General features: G+C 72.0%; 23 protein-coding genes. 21 read left to right on the top strand and 2 right to left on the bottom strand.

What is annotated here, in order from left to right:
• Positions 1–13 precede the first annotated feature (13 nt).
• From ABD401_RS20055 to ABD401_RS19980, 16 genes are all read left to right on the top strand, one after another.
• Positions 14–1,288 carry an aspartate aminotransferase family protein gene (locus tag ABD401_RS20055; RefSeq protein ID WP_344608052.1) on the top strand — a complete coding sequence of 425 codons (1,275 nt, stop codon included), beginning with the start codon at positions 14–16 and terminating at the stop codon, positions 1,286–1,288.
• Positions 1,288–2,316: an ABC transporter ATP-binding protein gene (locus ABD401_RS20050; RefSeq protein ID WP_344608050.1), complete on the top strand. Its 1,029-nt coding sequence runs from the start codon at positions 1,288–1,290 to the stop codon at positions 2,314–2,316. The genes ABD401_RS20055 and ABD401_RS20050 overlap by 1 nt, the downstream gene beginning before the upstream one ends.
• A 33-nt stretch (positions 2,317–2,349) precedes the next feature.
• A complete protein-coding gene (locus tag ABD401_RS20045; protein WP_344608048.1) occupies positions 2,350–3,558 on the top strand; it encodes an ABC transporter substrate-binding protein in 1,209 nt (402 codons plus the stop codon).
• A 41-nt stretch (positions 3,559–3,599) separates the two neighbouring features.
• On the top strand, positions 3,600–4,523 hold the full coding sequence (locus tag ABD401_RS20040) for an ABC transporter permease (protein ID WP_344608046.1): 924 nt from the start codon (positions 3,600–3,602) through the stop codon (positions 4,521–4,523).
• A gap of 10 nt (positions 4,524–4,533) precedes the next feature.
• Positions 4,534–5,373: an ABC transporter permease gene (locus ABD401_RS20035; protein WP_344608044.1), complete on the top strand. Its 840-nt coding sequence runs from the start codon at positions 4,534–4,536 to the stop codon at positions 5,371–5,373.
• 58 nt (positions 5,374–5,431) lie between these two features.
• A complete protein-coding gene (locus ABD401_RS20030; protein ID WP_344608042.1) occupies positions 5,432–6,880 on the top strand; it encodes a gamma-aminobutyraldehyde dehydrogenase in 1,449 nt (482 codons plus the stop codon).
• A gap of 24 nt (positions 6,881–6,904) precedes the next feature.
• Positions 6,905–8,368, top strand: a complete 1,464-nt coding sequence (locus tag ABD401_RS20025) for an NAD-dependent succinate-semialdehyde dehydrogenase (protein WP_344608040.1) — start codon at positions 6,905–6,907, stop codon at positions 8,366–8,368.
• A 70-nt stretch (positions 8,369–8,438) separates the two neighbouring features.
• Positions 8,439–9,350 (top strand): META domain-containing protein, encoded by a 912-nt coding sequence (locus ABD401_RS20020; RefSeq protein ID WP_344608038.1) that lies wholly within the window; start codon positions 8,439–8,441, stop codon positions 9,348–9,350.
• Positions 9,347–10,624: a 1-deoxy-D-xylulose-5-phosphate reductoisomerase gene (gene dxr, locus ABD401_RS20015; protein WP_344608036.1), complete on the top strand. Its 1,278-nt coding sequence runs from the start codon at positions 9,347–9,349 to the stop codon at positions 10,622–10,624. The genes ABD401_RS20020 and dxr overlap by 4 nt, the downstream gene beginning before the upstream one ends.
• On the top strand, positions 10,618–11,835 hold the full coding sequence (locus tag ABD401_RS20010; protein WP_344608034.1) for a M50 family metallopeptidase: 1,218 nt from the start codon (positions 10,618–10,620) through the stop codon (positions 11,833–11,835). The genes dxr and ABD401_RS20010 overlap by 7 nt, the downstream gene beginning before the upstream one ends.
• A gap of 31 nt (positions 11,836–11,866) precedes the next feature.
• Positions 11,867–13,003 carry a flavodoxin-dependent (E)-4-hydroxy-3-methylbut-2-enyl-diphosphate synthase gene (gene ispG, locus ABD401_RS20005; protein WP_344608417.1) on the top strand — a complete coding sequence of 379 codons (1,137 nt, stop codon included), beginning with the start codon at positions 11,867–11,869 and terminating at the stop codon, positions 13,001–13,003.
• 50 nt (positions 13,004–13,053) lie between these two features.
• Positions 13,054–13,926, top strand: a complete 873-nt coding sequence (locus tag ABD401_RS20000; RefSeq protein ID WP_344608032.1) for a GNAT family N-acetyltransferase — start codon at positions 13,054–13,056, stop codon at positions 13,924–13,926.
• A 25-nt stretch (positions 13,927–13,951) separates the two neighbouring features.
• Positions 13,952–14,503 (top strand): GNAT family N-acetyltransferase, encoded by a 552-nt coding sequence (locus ABD401_RS19995; protein WP_344608030.1) that lies wholly within the window; start codon positions 13,952–13,954, stop codon positions 14,501–14,503.
• A 143-nt stretch (positions 14,504–14,646) separates the two neighbouring features.
• A complete protein-coding gene (locus ABD401_RS19990) occupies positions 14,647–15,177 on the top strand; it encodes a hypothetical protein (protein WP_344608028.1) in 531 nt (176 codons plus the stop codon).
• A 35-nt stretch (positions 15,178–15,212) separates the two neighbouring features.
• On the top strand, positions 15,213–16,853 hold the full coding sequence (locus tag ABD401_RS19985) for a YbaK/EbsC family protein (RefSeq protein WP_344608026.1): 1,641 nt from the start codon (positions 15,213–15,215) through the stop codon (positions 16,851–16,853).
• A gap of 55 nt (positions 16,854–16,908) precedes the next feature.
• On the top strand, positions 16,909–17,643 hold the full coding sequence (locus ABD401_RS19980; protein ID WP_344608024.1) for an HAD family hydrolase: 735 nt from the start codon (positions 16,909–16,911) through the stop codon (positions 17,641–17,643).
• A 108-nt stretch (positions 17,644–17,751) separates the two neighbouring features.
• On the opposite strand, the gene ABD401_RS19975 is transcribed toward ABD401_RS19980, so the two are convergent.
• Together ABD401_RS19975 and ABD401_RS19970 are read right to left on the bottom strand one after the other, a co-directional pair.
• Positions 17,752–18,213 (bottom strand): ferritin-like domain-containing protein, encoded by a 462-nt coding sequence (locus ABD401_RS19975; protein ID WP_344608022.1) that lies wholly within the window; start codon positions 18,211–18,213, stop codon positions 17,752–17,754.
• On the bottom strand, positions 18,210–18,722 hold the full coding sequence (locus tag ABD401_RS19970; protein WP_344608020.1) for a ferritin-like domain-containing protein: 513 nt from the start codon (positions 18,720–18,722) through the stop codon (positions 18,210–18,212). The genes ABD401_RS19975 and ABD401_RS19970 overlap by 4 nt, the downstream gene beginning before the upstream one ends.
• A 143-nt stretch (positions 18,723–18,865) precedes the next feature.
• On the opposite strand from ABD401_RS19970, the gene rimP reads away from it, so the two are divergent.
• From rimP to ABD401_RS19945, 5 genes are all read left to right on the top strand, one after another.
• On the top strand, positions 18,866–19,387 hold the full coding sequence (gene rimP, locus ABD401_RS19965; RefSeq protein WP_344608018.1) for a ribosome maturation factor RimP: 522 nt from the start codon (positions 18,866–18,868) through the stop codon (positions 19,385–19,387).
• The gene (gene nusA / locus ABD401_RS19960; protein ID WP_344608016.1) at positions 19,387–20,397 is read left to right on the top strand and encodes a transcription termination factor NusA; all 1,011 of its coding nucleotides are present in this window, start codon (positions 19,387–19,389) and stop codon (positions 20,395–20,397) included. Before rimP ends, nusA begins: the two co-directional genes overlap by 1 nt.
• 131 nt (positions 20,398–20,528) lie before the next feature.
• On the top strand, positions 20,529–22,241 hold the full coding sequence (locus ABD401_RS19955) for a hypothetical protein (protein WP_344608014.1): 1,713 nt from the start codon (positions 20,529–20,531) through the stop codon (positions 22,239–22,241).
• A 106-nt stretch (positions 22,242–22,347) separates the two neighbouring features.
• Complete coding sequence (locus ABD401_RS19950) at positions 22,348–22,632, top strand: YlxR family protein (protein WP_344608012.1); 285 nt, start codon at positions 22,348–22,350, stop codon at positions 22,630–22,632.
• Between the two features lie 170 nt (positions 22,633–22,802).
• Positions 22,803–23,029, top strand: a 227-nt coding sequence (locus ABD401_RS19945) for a translation initiation factor IF-2 N-terminal domain-containing protein (RefSeq protein ID WP_344608010.1), incomplete at its 3' end; no start/stop codon positions are given.

Genomic DNA, 23,029 nt, shown 5'->3' with positions numbered 1-23,029 from the left:
CCAGGGAGCGCCTATGACCTCGGGTCTGACCTCGCACCTGTCGGACGTGTGGTTCTCCGTGACGGACCTCGAGGTGGTCTCCGGCTCCGGCGCTGTGGTGACCACCCGGGACGGCACGCAGTACCTCGACTTCTCCAGCGGCATCGCCGTCACCAGCACCGGCCACTGCCACCCGAAGGTGGTCGCGGCCATCGCCGAGCAGGCGGGGCGGTTTCTCCACGCCCAGGCGAACGTCTACCGCCACAACCTGTTGAATCCCTTGGCGGACCGGCTGGCCGAGATCACCCCGGACCCGATCGAGGTCTTCTTCCTCGCCAACTCCGGCGCCGAGGCGACCGAGGGCGGGGTGAAGCTGGCCCGGCAGGCGACCGGGCGCCAGAACGTCATCGTCTTCGAGGGCAGCTTCCACGGCCGCTCGATGCTGGCGATGGCGATGACCACCTCCAAGGCCGGCTACCGGGCGGGCTACCAGCCGCTGCCCGCCGGCATCTTCGTCGCGCCGTTCCCGACGGCCCTCAAGTTCGGCGGCGACATCGAGGCGGCCACCGACCACTGCCTGGCCGCGCTGCGGCATCTGCTGGTCAGTCAGACCGCGCCGGCGGAGACCGCCGCGATCGTGATCGAGCCCGTCCTCGGCGAGGGCGGCTACTACGCGGCCCCGCCGCGCTTCCTCCGGGGGATCGAGGAGATCTGCCGGGAGCACGGCATCCTCTTCGTCGCCGACGAGATCCAGACCGGCTTCGCCCGCACCGGCCGCATGTTCGCCGTCGAGCACTCCGGGGTCCGCCCCGACATCCTGCTGATGGCCAAAGGCATCGCTTCCGGCTTCCCGATCTCGGCGATCGGCGCCTCGGCCGAGGTCATGAGCCGCTGGCCGCGTGGGTCCCACGGGGGGACCTACGGCGGCAACCCCGTCGGGTGTGCGGCGGCGCTCGCCACGATCGACGTCCTCACCGAGCCCGGCTTCCTCGGCCACGTGGAGGCGCGGGGACAGCAGCTGCGCGCCGGACTGGAGAAGGCCGCGGCCGACGACCCCGGGGTCGCCGAGGTCCGTGGCCTCGGGCTGATGGTGGCGGTCGAAGTCGTCGACCCGGCGACCGGCCGGCCCGACGCAACGCGGGTGAGCGCGGTCCTGCGCTCCTGTCTGGAGGAGGGCGGACTGATCCTCATGGGGGCCGGCAGTTACGGGAACATCGTCCGCTTCATGCCACCGTTGATCGTCTCCGAGGCCGAGGTGGACCGCGCGGTCGACGCCTTCGCCACCGCCCTGCGAAAGACACGCGGCTGATGGGAGTGGCGGTCCGGCTCGAAGGACTCGGCAAGCGCTACGGCGACGTCGAGGTGCTCACCGGCGTGGACCTCGAGGTCGAGGAGGGTGAGTTCTTCTCGATGCTGGGCCCGTCGGGGTCCGGCAAGACGACCTGCCTGCGGATCGTCGCCGGCCTGGTCGAACCGACCCGGGGCCGGGTGCTCCTGCACGGCGAGGACGTCACCGGCCGGCCGCCCTACCAGCGGGACGTCAACACCGTCTTCCAGGACTACGCGCTGTTCCCGCACATGTCGGTCGGGGACAACGTCGCCTACGGCCTCATGGTCGAGAAGGTGCCGAAGGCGGAGCGCCGCCGGCGCGCGTCCGAGGCCCTCGCGATGGTGCGCCTGGACGGCTACGAGAAGCGCCGGCCGACGCAGTTGTCGGGCGGTCAGCGCCAGCGCGTGGCCCTCGCCCGCGCGCTGGTGAAACGCCCCCGGGTGCTGCTCCTGGACGAGCCGCTCGGTGCGCTGGACCTCAAGCTCCGCGAGCAGATGCAGAAGGAACTGAAGGCCATTCAGGCCGAGGTGGGCATCACGTTCATCTTCGTCACCCACGACCAGGCCGAGGCCCTGTCGATGAGTGACCGGATCGCGGTGTTCAACGAGGGCCGGATCGTCCAGGTGGCGCCGCCGGCCGAGCTCTACGAGAACCCGGCGGACGCCTTCGTCGCCGGGTTCGTCGGCACGTCGAACCTCCTCGGGCCGGAGTCGGCCCGCAAGATCATCGGGCGCGAAGGCACCTTCACCGTGCGCCCGGAGAAGATCCGCCTCGTCGACATCGACGGTCCGAGCGCCGGTGACGGGGAATGCAGCGCCACCGGGGTCGTCACCGACGTGTCGTACCTGGGGGCGGAGACCCGTTACACCGTGACCCTCGACGCCGGCGACGAGCTGGTGGTCACCGAGCAGAACCTCGCAACGAAGTCCACCGACGCGCTGGCCGCCCGGGACCGGCCGGTGCGCCTCATCTGGGGGGAGCAGCACAACCGGCTGCTTCCCGGCTGACACCCCCACCCCTTGGAAGGACACACAATGCGGATGCGTTATCGCCGAACGGCGTTGGCGGGGGTCGCGACCCTGGCCCTGGTACTCGCCGGCTGCGGTGGAGATGACGACGACGACGTCGCGCAGGCGACGCCGGGCGCCGGCGCCACCACGGGCAGCGGCACGGAAGGCATGGCCACGTCGCTCGGGGCGGGCGAGGGCCAGCTGAACCTGGTCGCCTGGGCCGGCTACGTCGAGGACGGCTCCACCGACCCCAAGGTCGACTGGGTGTCCGACTTCGAGAAGAAGACCGGGTGCAAGGTCAACGTGACGTTGGGCAACACGTCCGACGAGATGGTCACGCTGATGAAGAGCGGCAAGTACGACGGTGTCTCCGCCTCCGGCGACGCCTCGCTGCGCCTGATCGGGGCCGGCGACGTCGCCCCGGTCAACACCGACCTGATCCCGAACTACAAGGACATCTTCGACGGCCTCAAGAACAAGCCGCACAACACCGTCGACGGCGTCAACTACGGCATCCCGCACGGCCGCGGTGCGAACCTGCTCATGTTCAACACCGAGAAGGTGAAGCCGGCGCCCGACAGCTGGAGCGTCGTCTGGGACACCAGCTCGCCGTACAAGGGCAAGATCACGGCCTACGACAGCCCGATCTACATCGCGGACGCCGCGCTGTACCTGAAGGCGACGCAGCCCGACCTCGGCATCACCAACGTCTACGAGCTCGACGACAAGCAGTTCACCGCCGCCGTCGACCTGCTCAAGAAGCAGCGCGGCATCATCGGTGAGTACTGGTCGGACTACACCAAGGAGATCGACGCCTTCGCCAAGGGTAACTCGGTCGCCGGCACGACGTGGCAGGTCATCGCCAACGTCCTGAAGGCCGACAAGGCGCCGATCAAGGCGATCCTGCCCAAGGAGGGTTCGACCGGCTGGTCCGACACCTGGATGCTCTCGTCCAAGGCGAAGAACCCCAACTGCATGTACATGTGGATGGACCACATCGCCTCACCCAAGGCGAACGCGGCCGCGACCGAGTACTTCGGCGAGGCTCCGTCGAACCCGAAGGCGTGCAACTTCACCGCCGACAAGAAGCACTGCGACGTCTACCACGCCACCGACGAGGCGTACTTCGACCAGGTCGCGTACTGGACGACGCCGGTCCGTGACTGCGGCGACGACCGCGGCGAGGTCTGCAAGGACTACTCGGAATGGGTCAAGGCCTGGACCGAGATCAAGGGCTGAGCGCAGGACCGAGAAGCAGGACTGAGAAGCAGGACTGAACGGTGATCGACACCGGCGCCTCCACGGGGACGGCCACGCGCACCCGGACCGATCGGGTCATCGACCCGATCGCCCGGGTGCTGCGTGGGCGCCGGTGGCTCCAGGTCTCGCTGCTGCTGGCCGCGCCCGTGGCGTGGCTGGTGGTGGCGTACCTGGGCGCCCTGGCCGTGATGCTCTTCAACGGCCTGTGGCGCTTCGACCTGGGCAACCAGGTCGTGATCGAGGACATCAGCACGGAGAACTTCCGTGAACTGCTGACCAGCGACACCTACTGGACGATCACGCTGCGCACGGTGGGCATGGCCTTCGCGGTCACGGTCACCTGCGCGGTGCTCGCCTTCCCCATCGCGTTCACGATGGCGAAGGTCGCAACGCCGCGGCAGCGCCGATTGCTGCTCGTCGCGGTCCTGCTGCCGCTGTGGGCCAGCTACGTCGTCAAGGTCTACGCCTGGCGGACCATCCTCGCGGAGGAGGGTGTCCTCAACTGGATGCTCGATCCGTTCGGGATGTCCGGCCCAGGCACCGGGGGCAACGGTCTGATCGGGATCTGGCTGACCTTCACCTACCTCTGGCTGCCGTTCATGATCCTGCCGATCTACGCGGGACTGGAGCGGATTCCCGACTCGCTGTTCGACGCCTCGTCAGATCTGGGAGCGTCACCGGTGACGACGTTCCGCAAGGTGATCCTGCCGATGGCGTTCCCGTCGGTCGTGGCCGGCTCGATCTTCACGTTCTCGCTGACGATGGGGGACTACATCACCCCGCGGCTCGTCTCCTCGAGCCAGTTCATCGGGAACGTCATCTACGACAACCTCGGCGTGGCCGGGAACCTGCCGTTCGCCGCCGCCTACGCCTCCTTCCCGTTGGTCGTCATGACGGCCTACCTGTTGGTCGCGCGCCGGCTCGGCGCGTTCGAGAACCTGTGAGGGCGGCGCGATGAACTTCTCCCGGCGCGCTCGCGCGCTGCACTGGTCGGGCACAGCGGTCACCCTCGCGTTCATCTACTTCCCGCTCGCGATCATCGCGCTCTACGCCTTCAACTCCTCGCGGGTCCAGCGCTGGCCGATCGACGGTCTGTCGACGAAGTGGGTCGACGCGGCGCTCCACAACCCCGGCGCTCGCGACGCCCTCCTCACGTCGATCAAGGTGGCGTTGATGGCCACCGGCGTCGCACTGGTCCTCGGATCCTTGGCCGCGTTCGCGGTCGCGCGCTACAACTTCTTCGGCCGGAACACCATCTCGTTCCTGGTGGTCATCCCCATCGCGATGCCGGGCATCGTCACCGGCATGGCGCTGAACTCCGCGTTCCGGGAGGCGCCGCTGATCGGGGGCGTCAATCTCGGCCTGCTGACGATCGTCATCAGCCACGCGACGTTCTGCATCGTGCTCGTCTACAACAACGTCATCGCCCGGCTGCGGCGGATGTCGGGCCACCTGGAGGAGGCGTCGGCGGACCTCGGGGCACACCCGCTCCAGACGTTCCGTTACGTCACGTTCCCGACGATCCGGTCCGCGCTGCTCGCCGGTGGCCTGCTGGCCTTCGCGCTCTCCTTCGACGAGATCATCGTCACCATCTTCACCGCCGGATCGACGCAGACGCTGCCGATCTGGATCCTCCAGAACTACTCGCGACCCAACCAGGGTCCGATCGTCAACGCGGTGGGCCTGTTCGCGATCCTCCTGTCGATCATCCCCGTCTACCTCGCGCAGCGACTGACCGAGGGCGAGGCCGTCGCCCGGGGGTCGACGGGGGCGGCGGCCGCCGCTGCGAAGTGACGCACCCTCATTCCGTACCTCTCCCGCCCACCCGAACCGATTGCAAGCGAGGTGGAACGTGCCGAACCTGACGTCTCTCCCGGTCGACCTGCCGGCCAAGAACTGGATCGACGGGACCTGGGTCGACCCCGAGTCCGACCGGCTCGACGACGTGTACGCCCCCGCGACGGGTGAGGTGCTGTTCCGCGCTGCCTCCTCCGGGGCGGCGGACGTCGACCGGGCGGTGCGGTCGGCCGCGAAGGCGTTCGAGTCGTGGTCGGTCACGACGCCGCGCGAGCGCTCGGAGGCGCTGCTGCGGATTGCCCAGGTCATCGAGGACCACGCCGACGAGTTCACCGCGATCGAGTCGGCGAACGTCGGCAAGCCGGTGTCCGCGCTGCCGGACGAGATGGATCTGACGATCGACAACTTCCGCTTCTTCGCCGGCGGCGCCCGCGCCATGGAGGCGAAGCCGGCGGGGGAGTACATGAGCGGCTACACCTCGATGCTGCGCCGGGAACCCCTCGGCGTGGTCGGCAGCATCGCGCCGTGGAACTACCCGCTGATGATGGCGGCCTGGAAGATCGGGCCGGCGCTGGCCGCGGGCAACACCGTCGTGCTCAAGCCGAGTGAGCTGACGCCGTTGTCGGCGCTGCGGCTGGCCGAGCTGCTCGCCGATGCCCTGCCGCCGGGCGTGCTGAACGTCGTCACCGGGACCGGTGAGGCCGGGGCCGCCCTCGTCGAGCACCCCGACGTCGCCATGGTCTCGCTCACCGGGTCGGTGGGGACCGGGAAGGCGATCATGGCCGCGGCGTCGGCCACCCTCAAACGTGTCCACCTCGAGCTCGGGGGCAAGGCTCCCGTCGTCGTCCTCGACGACGCCGACCCGGAGACGGTGGCGGCGGCGGTCCGGCTCGGCGCGTTCTTCAACGCCGGCCAGGACTGCACGGCGGCGTGCCGGGTGATCGCGACCGACCGCGCGTACGAGGCGACCGTCGCCGGGGTCACCGACGGGGCGAAGACCCTGGTCTCCGGCGACCCCGCCGCGGCGGAGACCGAACTCGGGCCGCTGGTGTCGGCGAAGCAGCGCGAGCGGGTCGCCGGGTTCGTGGAGCGGGCCCTGGCCGGCTCGGGGGAGGCAACCGCTGGCGGCCGCCCCGCCGAGGGGCCGGGCTTCTACTTCGAGCCCTCGGTGATCGTCGGCGTCGGCCAGGACGACGAGATCGTGCAGCGCGAGGTGTTCGGGCCGGTCGTGACGGTGCAGCGTGTCGCCGACGACGAGGCGGCGATCGCCGCGGCCAACGCCGTCGACTACGGGCTCGCGGCCAGCGTGTTCACCACCGACGTCGGGAAGGCGATGCGGGCCTCCGCCGCGCTGCGGTTCGGGACCGTGTGGGTGAACGACCACATCCCCCTGGTCTCCGAGATGCCCCACGGCGGGTTCAAGCAGTCGGGCTTCGGCAAGGACATGTCCCTGTACGCCGTGGAGCACTACACCGAGCTCAAGCACGTCATGGTGAAGTGGTAGTCACCACGACGAACAGGAACAGCCATGGGTGAAGCAGCGGAGCGGCGGGTTCTGGACGCAGTACCGGACGGGTTGCTGATCGGGGGCCAGTGGCGCCCGGCCACCGGCCGCCGGGAGTTCGGCGTCGAGGACCCGGCCACGCGGACGCAGTTGCGGACGGTCGCGGACGCGAGCGCCGAGGACTCCCGGGCCGCGCTCGACGCCGCCGTCGAGGCGCAGCCGGCGTGGGCAGCGACCGCACCGCGGGAGCGCGCGGAGATCCTCCGCCGCGCCTTCGAGGCGATGACGAAGCGGGCCGACGACCTCGCGCTGCTGATGACACTCGAGCACGGCAAGCCGGTTGCGGAGTCGAAGGCCGAGGTCGCGTACGGGGCCGAGTTCTTCCGCTGGTTCTCCGAGGAGACCGCGCGCATCGCCGGGTCGTTCTCGACCGCGCCGGCCGGCAACCTCCGGCTGCTGACCCTCAAGCAGCCGGTCGGGCCGTGTCTGTTGATCACGCCGTGGAACTTCCCCCTCGCGATGGGCACCCGCAAGATCGGCCCCGCGATCGCGGCCGGCTGCACGATGGTGATGAAGCCGGCCAAGCAGACCCCGCTGTCGATGCTGATGCTGGCTCAGATCCTCCGGGAGGCCGGGCTCCCGGACGGCGTGCTCAACGTGGTCACCGCGGAGGACCCGAGCGTCGTGAGTGAGCCGTTGCTGGCCGACGACCGCCTGCGCAAGCTTTCGTTCACCGGCTCCACCGGGGTCGGGAAGAAGCTGATCGAGATGTCGGCCGGCCAGGTGCTGCGGACGTCGATGGAGCTGGGCGGCAACGCACCGTTCCTGGTGTTCGCCGACGCGGACCTCGACCGGGCGGTGGAGGGCGCCATGATCGCCAAGATGCGGAACATGGGTCAGGCCTGCACCTCGGCCAACCGGTTCCTGGTGCACTCCAACGTCGCGGGCGAGTTCACCGAACGCCTCGTCGAGAAGATGGCCGCGCTCGTGCCCGGCCGCGGGACCGAGGAGGGCGTCACGCTCGGCCCGCTGATCGACCAGGCCGCGATCGACAAGGTCGACGGACTCGTCTCCGACGCCGTCTCCCGGGGCGCGAAGCTGCTGCTCGGCGGCAAGGCCGGCGACGGGCCGGGCTACTTCTACGAGCCCACCGTCCTCACCGACATCCCCGACGGGGTGCGCCTGACCTGCGAGGAGATCTTCGGCCCGGTGGCCGCGATCCGGACCTTCGACGACGACGAGACCGCGATCGCCGAGGCCAACGCCACCGAGTACGGCCTGGTCGCCTACGCGTTCACCGCGGACTTCGACCGGGCGCTGCGGGTCGCCGAGCGGCTGGAGTCCGGGATGGTCGGTCTCAACGTCGGGCTCGTCTCCAACCCCGCCGCCCCGTTCGGTGGGGTCAAGCAGTCCGGTCTCGGCCGGGAGGGCGGCGCGGTCGGCATCGAGGAGTACGTGGAGACGAAGTACGTCGCGCTGCCGACCTGACTGCCCGGGTGAACGTTTTCGGCCGCTCGCACGTCCTGCTGGTGAGAACGGGGCGATCGGGGAGGACGACATGACGCGGACGGGGACGACCTGGGCCCGGCGGGGCCGGCTCGGGCGGGGGACTGTCGGGCGGACGCTGATGCTGCCGCTGGCCGTGCTGCTGCTGGCCGGCCTGGCGGCGTGCGGGAGCGACGCGGCGTCCTCGGAGCCCGACCCGGCCGCGGGAGGCAACGGTCCCGGTCCGTCGGCGGGCACCCCGAGCGGGGAGTTCCTGTCCAGCTCGGTCACCGAGGACGGGAAGCCGAAGAAGCTGGTCAAGGGCACCCGCGTCTCGCTGCGCTTCGCCGACGGCTCGGTCAGCGCGCAGGCCGGCTGCAACACCATGAGCGGCCCGGTCCGGTTCGCCGACGGCAAGCTCGTCGTCACGGACCTGGCGATGACCGAGATGGGCTGCCCGGGGGAGGGCCGGCACGAGCAGGACCAGTTCGTCGCCGCGTTCCTGACCGCCCGCCCGGCCTACACCTACGACGGGACAACGCTGAACCTGAGCACGGATTCGGTCCGGATGGTGTTCGGCCCGCGCGAGCAGGTCCAGCCCGACCTCCCGCTCGAGGGCACCCGCTGGAACGTCACCCACCTGACCTCCGGCCCGGCCCGCGACGCCGTGGACGACCCGAACGCCGCGGTCTCGGCCGGCATGGCCCCGAAGAAGGCGTTCCTGGAGTTCGCCGACGGCCGGGTCACCGGCAACGACGGCTGCAACCGCCTCTTCGGGGACGCGACGATCAGCGGCGACACGATCACCTTCGGCCCGATCGCGACGACCAAGATGGCCTGCAAGGGCGTCGAGGGGACCGAGCGCGTGCTGGCCGTCCTCACCGGCGAGGTGACCTGGAAGATCGACCACGACGTGCTCACGCTGACCAACGCGGACGGCTCCGGTCTGCAGCTGAAGGCGGGCAAGGGGACAATGGCGGAGTGAGCCCGCCTGCCGCATCCCGGAACGCCGCACCTCGGAACGTGGTGATCCTGGGGTCGACCGGATCCATCGGCACCCAGGCCCTGGACGTCGTCCGCGCGAACCCGGACCGGTTCCGCGTCGTCGGCCTCGGGGCCGGGGGCGGGAACGTCGACCTGCTGGCCGCGCAGGCGCTGGAGTTCGGCGTCGAGGTCGTCGGCGTCGCGCGCGCGGGCGCCGCCCAGGACCTCCAGCTGGCCTTCTACGCCGAGGCCCAGAAACGGGGCTGGAGCGCGGGGGAGTTCGCGCTCCCGAAGATCCTCGCCGGCCCGGACTCGCAGACCGAGCTCGCCGCCTGGTCGGCCGACGTCGTCCTCAACGGCATGACGGGCTCGGTCGGGCTGGCGCCGACGCTGGCCGCCCTGGCGGCCGGGCGCACGCTCGCGCTGGCCAACAAGGAGTCGCTGATCGTCGGCGGGCCGCTGGTCACCGCGGCGGCCGCGCTGGGGCAGATCGTCCCCGTCGACTCCGAGCACTCCGCGCTCGCCCAGTGCCTGCGCGCCGGCGCTCCGACCGAGGTCGCCAAGCTGGTCCTCACCGCCAGCGGTGGCCCGTTCCGCGGCCGGACCCGCGAGGAGCTGGAGTCGGTCACCGTCGCCGACGCGCTCGCGCACCCCACCTGGGACATGGGGCCGGTCATCACCGTGAACTCCGCGACCCTGGTCAACAAGGGCCTGGAACTGATCGAGGCTCACCTGTTGTTCGGGATCGACTTCGACGCGATCGAGGTCGTCGTCCACCCGCAGTCGATCGTCCATTCGATGGTCACCTTCGTCGACGGCTCGACGATCGCCCAGGCCTCGCCGCCGGACATGCGGCTGCCGATCGCGCTCGGGCTCGGCTGGCCCGACCGGGTGCCGGCCGTCGCCCCGGCGTGCGACTGGAGCACGGCCACGAGCTGGGAGTTCGCGCCGCTGGACTCGACCGCCTTCCCGGCGGTGGAGCTCGCGCGCGAGTGCGGGCGCACCGGCGGCACGGCCCCGGCCGTGTTCAACGCCGCCAACGAGGAGTGCGTGTCGGCGTTCCTGGCCGGATCCCTGCACTTCAACCGGATTGTGGATACGGTCGCTGCCGTCGTCTCCGACCACACCGACTCCGGCGTGCTCGGGCGGGACGGCACACTCACCCTGGACGACGTGCTCGGCGCGGAGTCCTGGGCCCGGACACGGGTCGCGGAATTGCTGGGGGGCACGGTGGCGCGGGATCGCACGACGGGGAAGAACGGGCCTGCATGCTGACCTTGTTCGGGATCGTCCTGTTCGTGGTGCTGCTGCTCGGGTCGGTGGCGATCCACGAGTTCGGTCACTGCGTGACCGCGAAGATGTACGGGATGAAGGTCTCCGAGTACTTCGTCGGATTCGGCCCGAAGATCTGGTCGTTCCGCCGGGGGGAGACCGAGTACGGACTCAAGGCCATCCCCGCCGGCGGCTACTGCAAGATCATCGGGATGACCGACCTCGAGGAGGTCGACGAGGCGGACCGCGACCGGGCGTTCTACCGGTACTCCGCCCCGAAGAAGACGGTCGTGCTGCTCGCCGGCGTCTTCCTCCACCTGGTGATCGGCTTCCTCCTCTTCGTCATCGCCTTCATGGGCATCGGCCGGTACACGCCGACGACGGTCGTGCAGTCGGTGTCCGAGTGCATCCCCGCCGCGACCGCGACCACGTCGGAGTGCGGGCCGCAGGACGCGCCGTCGCCGGCGAAGGCCGCCGGTCTGCTCGAGGGCGACGAGATCTTCGCCGTCGGGGCCGACCGCGTCGGCGGCGACTGGGACACCGCTTCGCGGCTGATCCGGGAGGCGGGCGCCGGGCCGCTGGCCGTCACCGTCCTGCGCGACGGCAAGCTCGTGACGCTCACCGCGGACCTCGTCACCCGGGAACGGGCGGACCTGGACAACCCGGACCGGGTCGTCACCGTCGGCGTCCTCGGGGTCGGGCCGTCCTTCCGGACCCAGCACGACGGCCCGATCGCCGCCGCGGACCGCTCCGTCGGCCTGATGTGGGACGTCGTCAAGGCCTCCGGGACGCTCGTGAAGAACTTCCCGGACAAGATCGGTGAGCTCTTCGACGCGCTCGGGGGCGACGAGCGCGACCAGGAGGGCCTGTCCGGCGTGGTCGGCGCCGCCCGCGTCTCCGGCGAGTTCTTCAGCCTGGACAACAGCTCGACCACCGAGCGGCTGTCGCTGGTGCTGCTCAACGTCGGCGGGCTGAACATCTTCCTCGCGCTGTTCAACGCCCTGCCGCTGCTGCCGCTGGACGGCGGCCACGTCGCCGTGACGGCCTACGAGTCGGGCAAACGGCGCCTGTTCCGGCTCTTCGGGAAGCCCGACCCGGGGCGCGTCGACATCACCAAGTTGCTGCCCGCGACGTACGCGTTCGTCGTGGTGTTGATCGCACTCACGGTGCTGCTGCTGGCTGCCGACATCGTCAACCCCATCACCGTGAGCTAATTTCGATCCCGTGACCGCTGTTTCGCTCGGGATGCCCGCTCCGCCACCCCTCCGGCTGGCCGAACGGCGCCGCTCCCGGCAGATCCGGGTCGGCGACGTCCTCGTCGGCGGCGACGCACCCGTGTCGGTGCAGTCGATGTGCACGACGCTGACCGCGGACGTGAACGCGACGCTGCAGCAGATCGCGGAGCTCACCGCGGCCGGCTGCCAGATCGTCCGCGTCGCCTGCCCGTCGCAGGACGACGCCGACGCGCTGCCCGCCATCGCGAAGAAGTCCCCGATCCCGGTCATCGCGGACATCCACTTCCAGCCCAAGTACGTCTTCGCCGCGATCGACGCCGGCTGCGCCGCGGTACGGGTGAACCCGGGCAACATCAAGCAGTTCGACGACAAGGTCGGCGAGATCGCCCGGGCGGCCAAGGACGCCGGCGTCTCGATCCGGATCGGCGTCAACGCCGGGTCGCTCGACAAGCGCCTGCTGGCGAAGTACGGCCGGGCCACCCCCGAGGCGCTCGTGGAGTCGGCGCTGTGGGAGGCGTCGCTGTTCGCTGAGCACGACTTCCACGACGTCAAGATCTCGGTGAAGCACAACGACCCGGTCGTGATGATCAACGCCTACCGGCAGCTCGCCGCGGCGTGCGACTACCCGCTGCACCTCGGCGTCACCGAGGCCGGACCGGCCTTCCAGGGGACGATCAAGTCGGCCGTCGCCTTCGGCGCCCTGCTCTCCGAGGGCATCGGCGACACGATCCGCGTCTCGCTCTCCGCGCCTCCGGTCGAGGAGGTGAAGGTCGGCACGCAGATCCTGGAGTCGCTCGGCCTGCGCCAACGCGGGCTGGAGATCGTGTCCTGCCCGTCCTGCGGCCGTGCCCAGGTGGACGTCTACACACTCGCGAATCAGGTGACGGCGGGTCTCGACGGGCTGACCGTCCCCCTGCGCGTCGCCGTGATGGGGTGTGTGGTGAACGGACCCGGCGAGGCCCGCGAGGCCGACCTCGGAGTGGCGTCGGGCAACGGCAAGGGGCAGATCTTCGTCAAGGGCGAGGTCATCAAGACCGTGCCCGAACACCAGATCGTCGAGACCCTGATCGACGAGGCGCTGCGTCTGGCGGAGGAGATGTCGGCCGCGGGGGCGAGCCCCGGCGAACCCGTCGTCTCGGTGTCCTGACCCGGCGTCCCTGACCCGGCGTCCCTGATCCGGCGAACCGAGGAGCGTGCGTGGCAGTCCCGGTCGATCGCGACACGGCCGCCGGCGCCGCGGAGCTCCGCGTCCTGACCCTCGCCGACCTGCCCGCCGCGCTGCAGCTGGCCGAGCAGAACCCGATCGCGAACGTCTTCGTCTTGTCCCGCCTGCGCAGCGGGGGCCTCGGTCCCACGCGCGGGGCCGCGGAGGTGTGGGGTTACTCCGTCGACGGCGTCCTGCGCTCGATGCTCTACGTCGGCGCCAACGTGGTCCCGGTCCAGGCCGACGCCGAGGCGGTCGCGGCCTTCGCCGACCGGGCCGCCCGCACGGTGCGGCGCTGCTCCTCGATCGTCGGTCCGGCCGACGCGGTGCTCCCGTTCTGGGAGCGGGTCGCGCCGGTCTGGGGCCCCGCCCGTGAGGTCCGGGCCGCCCAGCCGCTGATGGCGATCGAGGCACCGGACCGCAGCCTGACCCCCGATCCCGGCGTCCGGCCGGTCACGCGGGCGCAGCTCGACATCGTCATGCCGGCCTGCGTCGCGATGTTCACCGAGGAGGTCGGCGTCTCGCCGCTCGGCGGCGACGGCGGCCTGCTCTACCGGTGCCGGATTGCCGAGCTCGTCGACGCGGGCCGCGCGTTCGCCCGGATCGAGAACGACCAGGTCCTGTTCAAGGCCGAGGTGGGGGCGGCCACCCCGGCGGTCTGCCAGGTGCAGGGGGTCTGGGTGGATCCCGCCCACCGGCGGCAGGGCCTCGCGGCCCCGGGCGTCGCGGCGGTCGTGGAGCTCGCCCGGGCCGGGATCGCCCCGACCGTCAGCCTCTACGTGAACGACTTCAACACCGCGGCGCTGGCCACGTACCGGCGCGTCGGGTTCCGCCAGGTCGGTACCTTCGCCTCGGTGCTGTTCTGACGCCGGCCAGGAGGACCGTGTGGTGGTGACGATCGCGCCGCTGGACCTGCGGGCCCGGGCGGCGGACGCGGCGGCTGTGCAATCCGTGGCGCTCGGCCCGGTGTCGCCGGACCGCGTCGCGGTCTACGCACGGCACACCGTCCACCCCGGCTTCCGCGCGTTCGGGGCGTTCGACACCTCCGACGGCGAGGACAAGCTGGTCGGGTTCGCGTACGGCGCCGCCTGCCGCAGCGGCCAGTGGTGGTTCGACCAGATCAGCCCGTCGCTGCGGGCGGCCGGCTACGGACCGTGGATCGCCGATGCCTACGCGGTCACCGAACTGCACGTCCGGCCCGAGTACCACGGCCAGGGCCTCGGACTGACGCTGCTGACGACGCTGCTCTCCGGCGTCGGCAACCCGACCGCGCTGCTGTCGACCTACGACGGGGAGACCCGCGCCCGGCGGCTCTACCGCGGGCTCGGCTTCGTGGACCTGATCACCGGGTTCCGGTTCGGGACCTCGTCGCAGGGCTACGCGCTGATGGCGGCCCCGCTGCCGCTCGCCGTCCGACAGGCCGACCCGGCCCGTTCGGCGTAGCACCCTTCTGCGGGCACCCGTTCGGCGGATCACCCGTTCTGCGCCGAACTCGGTCAGATCCCCGCGGAACCCCCGTCGCACGCCTAGGCTGAGGCGGTACAGCAGTTCGAGGCTGGTTCGACGACCGGCGGTGGGAGTTTCCGGTGCGCGAGGGCATGAACCCCAAGACGATGCTGGCCCTGTTGTGGTTGGCGGCGGCGTCGGTCGGCCTGCTGGTCGCGGCCGTACCGCTGATCGACGACACCCCGAACGCCTACCTGCTCGGGACGCTGCTGATCGCCGCGTCCCTGCCCTTCGGCCTGATCCGGCCGTCCGTGCCGATCCTGTGGGCGGTCGTCCTCGCCTGGCCGACCGTCGTGATCCGGCTGTCGCAGGAGGACGGCTGGTCCGCCGTGCTGCTGCTCGGCTACACGATCGTCGGCGTCTACCTCGGCGACTGGATCGGCTCGTGGTGGGCCGAGAAGCACCCGAAGCCGATCGTCGTGGACTCCGGCCCGGCGCAGACGGGCCCGGCCGCGGCCGACGGCACCGCGCTGGAGGAGGACAACCTCCCGCCGCCGATGCCGGGCCGCTGGACCCGCGCGAGCCGACGGGCCGAGGAGGAGGCGCGGCACGACACCGGCTCGCACGAGCCGCCGACGCCGCCGTCCTCCATCACGGGCCTGCGCCCGTAGCCGGGTCGCCCTGCTCGGCCTCCCGGACCGGCGCGGTGAACACCCCGCCGCTGCGGCTCTCGCAGCTCTTCCTGCGCACCCTGCGTGAGGACCCCTCGGACTCCGAGGCCGCCAACCACCGGCTGCTCGTCCGCGCCGGGTACCTGCGCCGCGCCGCGCCCGGCGTCCACGCCTGGCTGCCGCTCGGGCGCCGGGTCCTCGACGCGGTCGAGCACGTGCTGCGCACGGAGCTGGCCGCGATCGGCGGCCAGGAGGTCGCGCTGCCGGTTGCCGACCCGGACCGGCTCGCCGGCGTTCTCGCGCTGCTGCGGGCCGAGATCTCGTCCTACCGCGACCTGCCGGTGACGCTGTTCCAGATCCAGCCCGTGGTGCGGGAGGAGTCGCGGCCGCGCGGTGGCCTGCTGCGCGCCCGGGAGTACGTCGCCCACCACGCCTGGTCGTTCGACATCGACTCCGACGGGCTGCAGTCCGCCTACAACCGCCACCGGGCGCTCTACATGCGTCTGCTCGAGCGGGTCGGGCTCGACTACCGGATCGTGGCCGCCCCCGCCGGGGCCGGGGAGCACGCGGAGCACTTCCTCGCGGCGACCGAGACCGGCGAGGACGTCTACGTCACCTGCGGCGCCTGCGACTACGCCGCGGCGTCGGCCGCGGTGCGGGCGGGGGAGTTGCCGATCGAGGCCATCCGGTCCCGGGGTCCGGCGCCCGCGCCCGAGGAGGTCGACACCCCGGACACCCCGACGATCGAGTCCCTCGCCGACCGGCTCGGCGTCCCGACGTCGGCGACGCTGAAGAACCTGCTCCTGACGGCGACGGCCCCGGACGGGACGCGCGAGGTGGTCGCGGTCGGTGTCCCGGGTGACCGGGAGGTGGACCTGGCCCGCGTCGAGGCGGCGCTGGCCCCGGCGCGGGTGGAGTTGTTCACCGACGCGGACTTCGCCGAGCACCCGGGCCTCGTCCGCGGCTACATCGGGCCGCAGGGCCTCGCCGGCAAGGCGTTCCGGTATCTCGCGGACCCGCGCATCGCGCCCGGGACGGCCTGGGTGACCGGCGCGAACGCCCCGGGGCGGCACGTGCGCAACCTCGTCGCCGGGCGCGACTTCGCCCCGGAGCGGTACGTCGACCTCGTCCACGTCCGCGACGACGACCCGTGCCCGGCCTGCGGTGGCCGGCTGCGGCTGCACCAGGGCATCGCCGTCGCGCGGATCGCCCGACTGGGCCGCCGCGCCGGACCGACCGGGGTGGTCGTGCTCGGCCGCGACGGCCGCAACGAGCGGGTGGCCGTCGGCAGCTACGCCCTCGGCGTCACCCGGTTGATCGGGGCGATCGTCGAGCAGCACCACGACGAGGCGGGGATCTGCTGGCCGCCGGCCGCGGCCCCGGCGGACGTCCACCTGGTGGCCGCGGGCCGCGCCGAGGGGGTCGCCGCCGCGGCGGAGCGGCTCGCGGCCGAGGCCGGGGCGGCCGGGCTGCGCGTCCTGATCGACGACCGGGCCGCGGTCTCGGCGGGGGTGAAGTTCGCCGACGCCGAACTGCTCGGCCTGCCGGTGATCGTCGTGGTCGGGCGCGGCCTGGCCGCGGGCCTGGTCGAGATCCGGGACCGGCGGGCCGGGACCCGCAGCGAGGTCGCGCTGCCGGCGGCCGTCGCCGCCGTGCGCTCGATCGTCAGCGCATGACGACGGGCATGATCGTGGGGGGACGCACACACGGAGCCACCGGGGAGGGGACCGCATGACCGCCGCGCCGAACGGGGCGCCCGCCGGGCTCGACGCCGTCATCTTCGACTGGGGCGGGACGCTGACGCGCTGGCGTCCGATGGACATCCCGGGCACCTGGAAGGCGGTCGCGGCCGCCGCCGCTGCGGTCGACCCGGCCCACGACGTCGCCGAACTCGCCGTCCGGCTCGCCGAGGTCGACGAGCAGCTGTGGTCCCGCTGCCGCAACGGCGACTGCGAGAGCACCCGCTTCGCGGACGTCCTCGCCGCGTGCGGACTCGACGACCACCCGGACCTGCTCGCCGCACACCTGGGGGAGTGGGAGCCCGCCACCACGCTGGACCCGGACACCCCGGCTGTCCTCGCCGGGCTGAAGGACCGCGGCCTGCGCGTCGGGGTGCTGTCGAACACGATCTGGCCCCGGGCCCAGCACGAGGCCTGGTTCGCCCGCGACGGCGTGCTCGAGCTCATCGACGGCGCGGTCTACTCCTCCGAGATCGCCCGCACCAAGCCGCACCCGGAGGCCTTCCTCGCCGCGGCCGACGCGGTCGACGCCCACCCCGAGCGCGTCCTGTTCGTCGGCGACCGCCCGTTCGAGGACATCCACGGCGCCAAGCAGGTCGGCATGCGGGCCGCCCTCGTCCCGTTCACGGTGATCGGCGACCACGAGCGCGGCCCGGTCCAGGGCGAGGCCGACGCGGTCCTCGACCGTCTCCTCGACGTCCTCCACCTCGTCGACCGCTGGCTCTGACCCGACCACCGGCTCTGACGCCGGCGCGCATTGTCAAAAAAGGGTGACACCCCTTACTGCGCAGTAAGGGGTGTCACCCTTTTTTGACGTCGCGATGGTGACGAGGCGTCAGGACGGGGAGGACGGGCCGGGGGTCGGGGCCTCGGGGGCGAGGCCCGGGTCCTCGAGGCCCGGGAAGCGGGCGGCCTCGCGGCGCCAGGCGGACTCGCGGACCGCGGCGTCCTGCAGGGCCCGGGCGGCGAAGCCGCGGTCGTCGCCGTCGGAGGCGGCGACGAGGGCGCCGAAGGCGAGGGCGACGTCCCGCTCGATGCCGGCGACGACGTCGACGACCGTCGCGAGGCCGGTGAACGGGCGGGGGAGCTGGTACGCGGCCTGCGACTCGACCGGCGTGCCGCCGCCGTCGAGGATCTTGCGGCGGAGCTGGTCGCGACGGTCGCGGTGGACGTCGAGGGCCTGCAGGGCCGCGGCGCGGTTGATGCCGGACAGCTGAGCCGCGGCGGCGCCGTAGCCGTAGACGGCGGCGTGCTCGGCGGCGAGCACCTCGCCGAGGACCTCCGGGTCGGCGCTCATGAGCCGGCTCGCAGGACGGCGGTGTGGGCGGCCTCACTGCCGCCGATCGAGGCGATCAGCCGGGCGAGCTGCCGGTCGCGGGCGGCCTCGCACTGGCCGACGCGGCGCCCGGCCGCGGAGTGCTCCGCGGACGCCAACGCCGTCACGGCCCGCTGCGGATCGGCCGGGACCGCCGGGGCGGTCGGGACGGCGCTCGCGGAGGCCTCCGGGACCGGGACGTCGGAGCGGAAGCTGGTGAGCGCGGCCAGGTGGGCCGCGTGGTCGGCGCGCATCGGGTCCAGCCGCGCGGCGAGCCCCGGGTGACGCGTGGTGGTCGCGGCGTAGGCGGCGAGCAGGTTCTGCTTGTCCGCGATGGTGCGGGCCAGCAGGTCCAGGTCGGGATCCGGCGCGCGGCCGGCGTCCGGACCGTCGTCGCCGTCGTCCCCGGTGCAGCCGGGCAGCAGCCACACGGCGGTCACGGCGGACAGGCCGGCGAGGACCTGGCGGCGGGAAGGCGGTACGGGTGGCACCGGGCGACGCTACCTCGCCGCCGGGTCCGGCTATGGTGATGGCCCACATGACACGCCCCGCCGTGTGGGACACCGGTCGTTCGCGCACGGACGCAGCGAGGCGCGTTTTTCAACAGGACAGCTGGTGACGGGAGGTCAGGGCAATGGCCGCGGAGACGCTCCCCGTGCGCATCGAGCGCCTGATCGCGCCCGTCGTGACGGCTGCCGGGCTGGACCTGGAAAGCGTCGAGGTGACGCCGGCGGGCCGTCGGCGCGTCCTGCGGGTCGTGGTGGACCGTGACGGCGGGATCGATCTGGACGGCGTCGCCGAGGTGAGCCGCGCGGTCTCCGACGCCCTGGATGCCTCCGATGTGATGGGCGGTCAGGCGTATGTGCTCGAGGTCACCAGCCCGGGCACCGACCGCCCCCTGACCGCGCCACGCCACTGGCGGCGCGCGGTCGGCCGGCTGGTCAAGGCCGAACTCACCGACGGGACGACCCGCACCGCCCGGGTGTTGGAGGGCGGTGAGGACGGCGCCGTCCTCGCGGACGGCCCGATCGCCTACAGCGAGGTGCGGCGGGCGCGGGTCGAAGTGGAGTTCGGCCGCCCCGAGGCCGGGGAGGACCCCGGGCTGGACGCCGAGATCGCCGCCGAGATTGCCGACCTGCAGGGAGAGGAGGACTGATGGACATCGACATGAGCGCCCTGCGCGCGCTGGAGCGGGAGAAGCAGATCTCGTTCTCGCTGCTCGTCGAGGCCATCGAGGCCGCCCTGCTGATCGCCTACCACCGGACCGAGGGCTCGCAGCCGCACGCGCGGGTGTCGCTGGACCGGCAGAGCGGTCACGTGGTCGTGCACGCCCAGGAGCTCGGCCCCGAGGGCAACGTCCTGCGCGAGTACGACGACACCCCCACCGGCTTCGGCCGGATCGCGGCCACGACCGCGAAGCAGGTCATCCTCCAGCGTCTGCGGGACGCCGAGGACGAGCTGACCTACGGCGAGTACCTGGGCCGGGAGGGCGACATCGTCTCCGGCGTCATCCAGCAGGGCCGGGACCCGAAGGCGGTCCTGGTCGACCTCGGCAAGGTCGAGGCGATCCTGCCGCCGCAGGAGCAGGTGCCGGGGGAGAAGTACGAGCACGGCGCCCGGATCAAGTGCTACGTGGTCGGGGTGAAGAAGGGCATGAAGGGCCCGTCGGTCACGCTGTCCCGGACGCACCCGAATCTCGTGCGCCGCCTGTTCGCGCTCGAGGTCCCGGAGATCGCCGACGGCACCGTCGAGATCGCCGGCATCGCCCGCGAGGCTGGGCACCGTACGAAGATCGCGGTCCGGTCCACGAAGTCCGGCGTGAACGCCAAGGGTGCCTGCATCGGGCCGATGGGCGCCCGGGTGCGCAACGTCATGAACGAGCTGCACGGCGAGAAGATCGACATCGTCGACTGGTCCGACGACCCGGCGGAGCTCGTCGGGCACGCGCTCTCACCGGCCCGGGTCAGCCGCGTGGAGATCGTCGACCTCGCGGGCCGCGCCGCGCGCGTGATCGTGCCCGACTACCAACTCTCGCTGGCCATCGGCAAGGAGGGCCAGAACGCCCGCCTCGCCGCCCGGCTGACGGGCTGGCGCATCGACATCCGCCCCGACACCGAGGGTGAGAGCCCGGCGGCCGGCGACCCGGCGACGGCCGACGCTCCCTGAGCCGCGGTCAGTTCTCACCCGTCGGGCCCTGTGCAGGGCCGGTCGCGACCGGTAGCGTCCGCGGCACACAACGGAGCCGGCGCCCCGGGGGGGCCACGATGGCGGCAGGTGCACGCCGGCGGGTGGGGGGCTTGGCTCTCGCAGCCGCCCTCCTGGTGCCCGCCGCCCATCTGATCGAGGCCGGTCCGGCCGAGGCCGCGGCGCCCGCGGCGGTGCTGGTGAAGGACATCAACCCGGGCGGGTCCTCCGAGCCGGGACCGTTCCACGTCGTGGGCACGGTCGCGTACTTCGCCGCCGACGACGGCACGCACGGCTTCGAGTTGTGGCGGACCGACGGGACGACCGCGACGCTCGTGCGGGACATCAACCCCGGCTCGGGCAGCGGCGTCGAGACCGGGTCCGACGAACCCGGGATGGTCACCCTCGCCGGGTGGACGTACTTCGCGGGCAACGACGGCGCCGGGCAGCACGGCTGGGAGCTGTGGCGGACCAACGGCACCACGACCCGGCTGGTGAAGGACATCAACCCCGGGACGGTGAGCGGGCACCCGTCCTCCTTCGCGGCGCTCGGCGCCCACGTCTACTTCGCGGCGACGACGAACGCGATCGGCACCGAGCTGTGGCGGACCGACGGCACGACCACGGAGCTGGTGAAGGACGTCCACCCCTCCGGTGATGGGACCGTTCGTGACCTGGTGACGATGGGCGACCACGTCTACTTCGTCGCCGACGACGGCACCAACGGCAGCGAGGTGTGGCGCAGCAACGGGAGCCAGACCGACCGGGTCACGCAGATCGCCGCCGGTTCGGGGAGCGCCGGCCCCGCCGATCTCACCGTCTGGAACGGCCGCCTGTACCTCGCCGCCATGGGGCCGGAAGGCGTCGAGCTCTGGCGCACGGACGGTGCCACGACCCAACTGGTGGCGGACATCGATCCCGGTGCCGACGGGTCGCTCCCCGAGTACCTGACCCCGCTGGGCGGGTACCTGTACTTCAGCGCCATCACCGGGGAGAAGGGTCGCGAGCTCTGGCGCACCTCCGGGACCGGCGCCGAGCTGGTCAAGGACATCAACCCGGGGTCGGCCAACGGCTACCCCGAGTTCCTGACCGCCTTCGGCGGGCACGTCTACTTCCTCGCCGACGACGGGGCGAGCGGCGGGGAGCTGTGGCGGACCGACGGGTCGACGACGCTGCGCTTCGCCGACGTCAACCCGGGCGCCGGTGGGTCGGAGGCGAACAGCTTCACCGCCGCCGGGGGCTACCTGTACTTCGTCGCGGTCACCGCCGCGCGCGGCAGTGAGGTGTGGCGGACGAACGGCACCACCGTCGAGCCCGTGCCGGACATCGCGCCCGGGGCGGCCTTCGCCCTTCCGCACCACCTCGCGACGCTCGGCTCGGCGCTGATCCTGCGGGCGCAGGCCGACGACGGCAACCTGGAGTTGTGGCGCATCGGCTCGGTGACCCCGCCGGCCACCCCGACGCCCAAGCCCACCCCGAAGCCGACGCCGACCCCGAAGCCGGGGAAGACCCTGCGCTGCGCGGGCCTGGCCGTGACGATCGTGGGCAAGGGGAGCAAGGGCGCGACGATCGTCGGGACCGCCGGCCGGGATGTGATCCGGGGCACCGCCGGACCCGACGTCATCCGGGGCAAGGGCGGGAACGACGTGATCTGCGGGCGGGGCGGCAACGACCGGATCAGCGGGGGCGCCGGGAACGACCGCATCTTCGGTCAGGGCGGCCGCGACAAGCTCGCCGGCAACAAGGGCCGGGACACCCTCCACGGCGGCCCCGGCCGCGACACCTGCAACGGCGGGCCGGGGCGCGACACGCTGCGGTCCTGCTGAGCTGCCCGAACGCCCTGACCTGCCCGAACGCCGCTGAGCGGGGCCGTCGTCGCGCAGGGTGACGGCGGTGACCGACGGTGGGTCCGCCGGGGTACTAGACTGTCCGGTGGTCGATCGCGTGGATGCCCCTTCCGTTCCCCTCCGTACGTGCGTGGGGTGTCGGGAACGGGCTCCCAAGACCGACCTGCTGCGGGTCGTGGCGGTCGAGGGCGCATGTGTCCCCGATCCTCGCGGCCGGTTGCCGGGCCGTGGAGCGCATCTGCACCCACGACCCGAGTGTCTTACCCTCGCCCTGCGCCGCCGGGCGTTCCCGAGAGCCCTCCGGGTTGCGGGTCCGCTCGACACGGAGAACCTGACGGCTTTCCTCGCGCAGCGTGAGACCAGTGTGTGAGAGCGTCCCTCCGCAGGGACGTTTCTGCAGGACGTCACAGCGTGTGACGCACCGTTTCAGCCATGTCGGAAGCAGGTCGAATTGCGATGAGCGCTCGATGAGCACGCAGCGATGAGCACTTCCATCGGTTAACGGTCCGCGCCGCCCAGGCTCGGACCAGAAGGAGAAAAGTGGCCAAGGTCCGGGTCTACGAACTCGCGAAAGAGTTCGGCGTCGAGAGCAAGGTCGTCCTGGCCAAGCTCCAGGAGATGGGCGAGTTCGTCCGCTCCGCGTCGTCCACCATCGAGGCGCCAGTCGTCCGCAAGCTGAAGGACGCGTTCCCCCAGGGAGCGTCCTCCGCCCCCGCCAAGAAGGCTCCGGCCAAGAAGGCTACCCCGGCTCCGGCGCCCGCGCCGGC

This window comes from Sporichthya brevicatena, from assembly GCF_039525035.1.
GTDB lineage: Bacteria > Actinomycetota > Actinomycetes > Sporichthyales > Sporichthyaceae > Sporichthya > Sporichthya brevicatena.
Note: the sequence above shows the minus strand (reverse complement) of the source record. Positions and strands in the feature narration are given on the sequence as shown.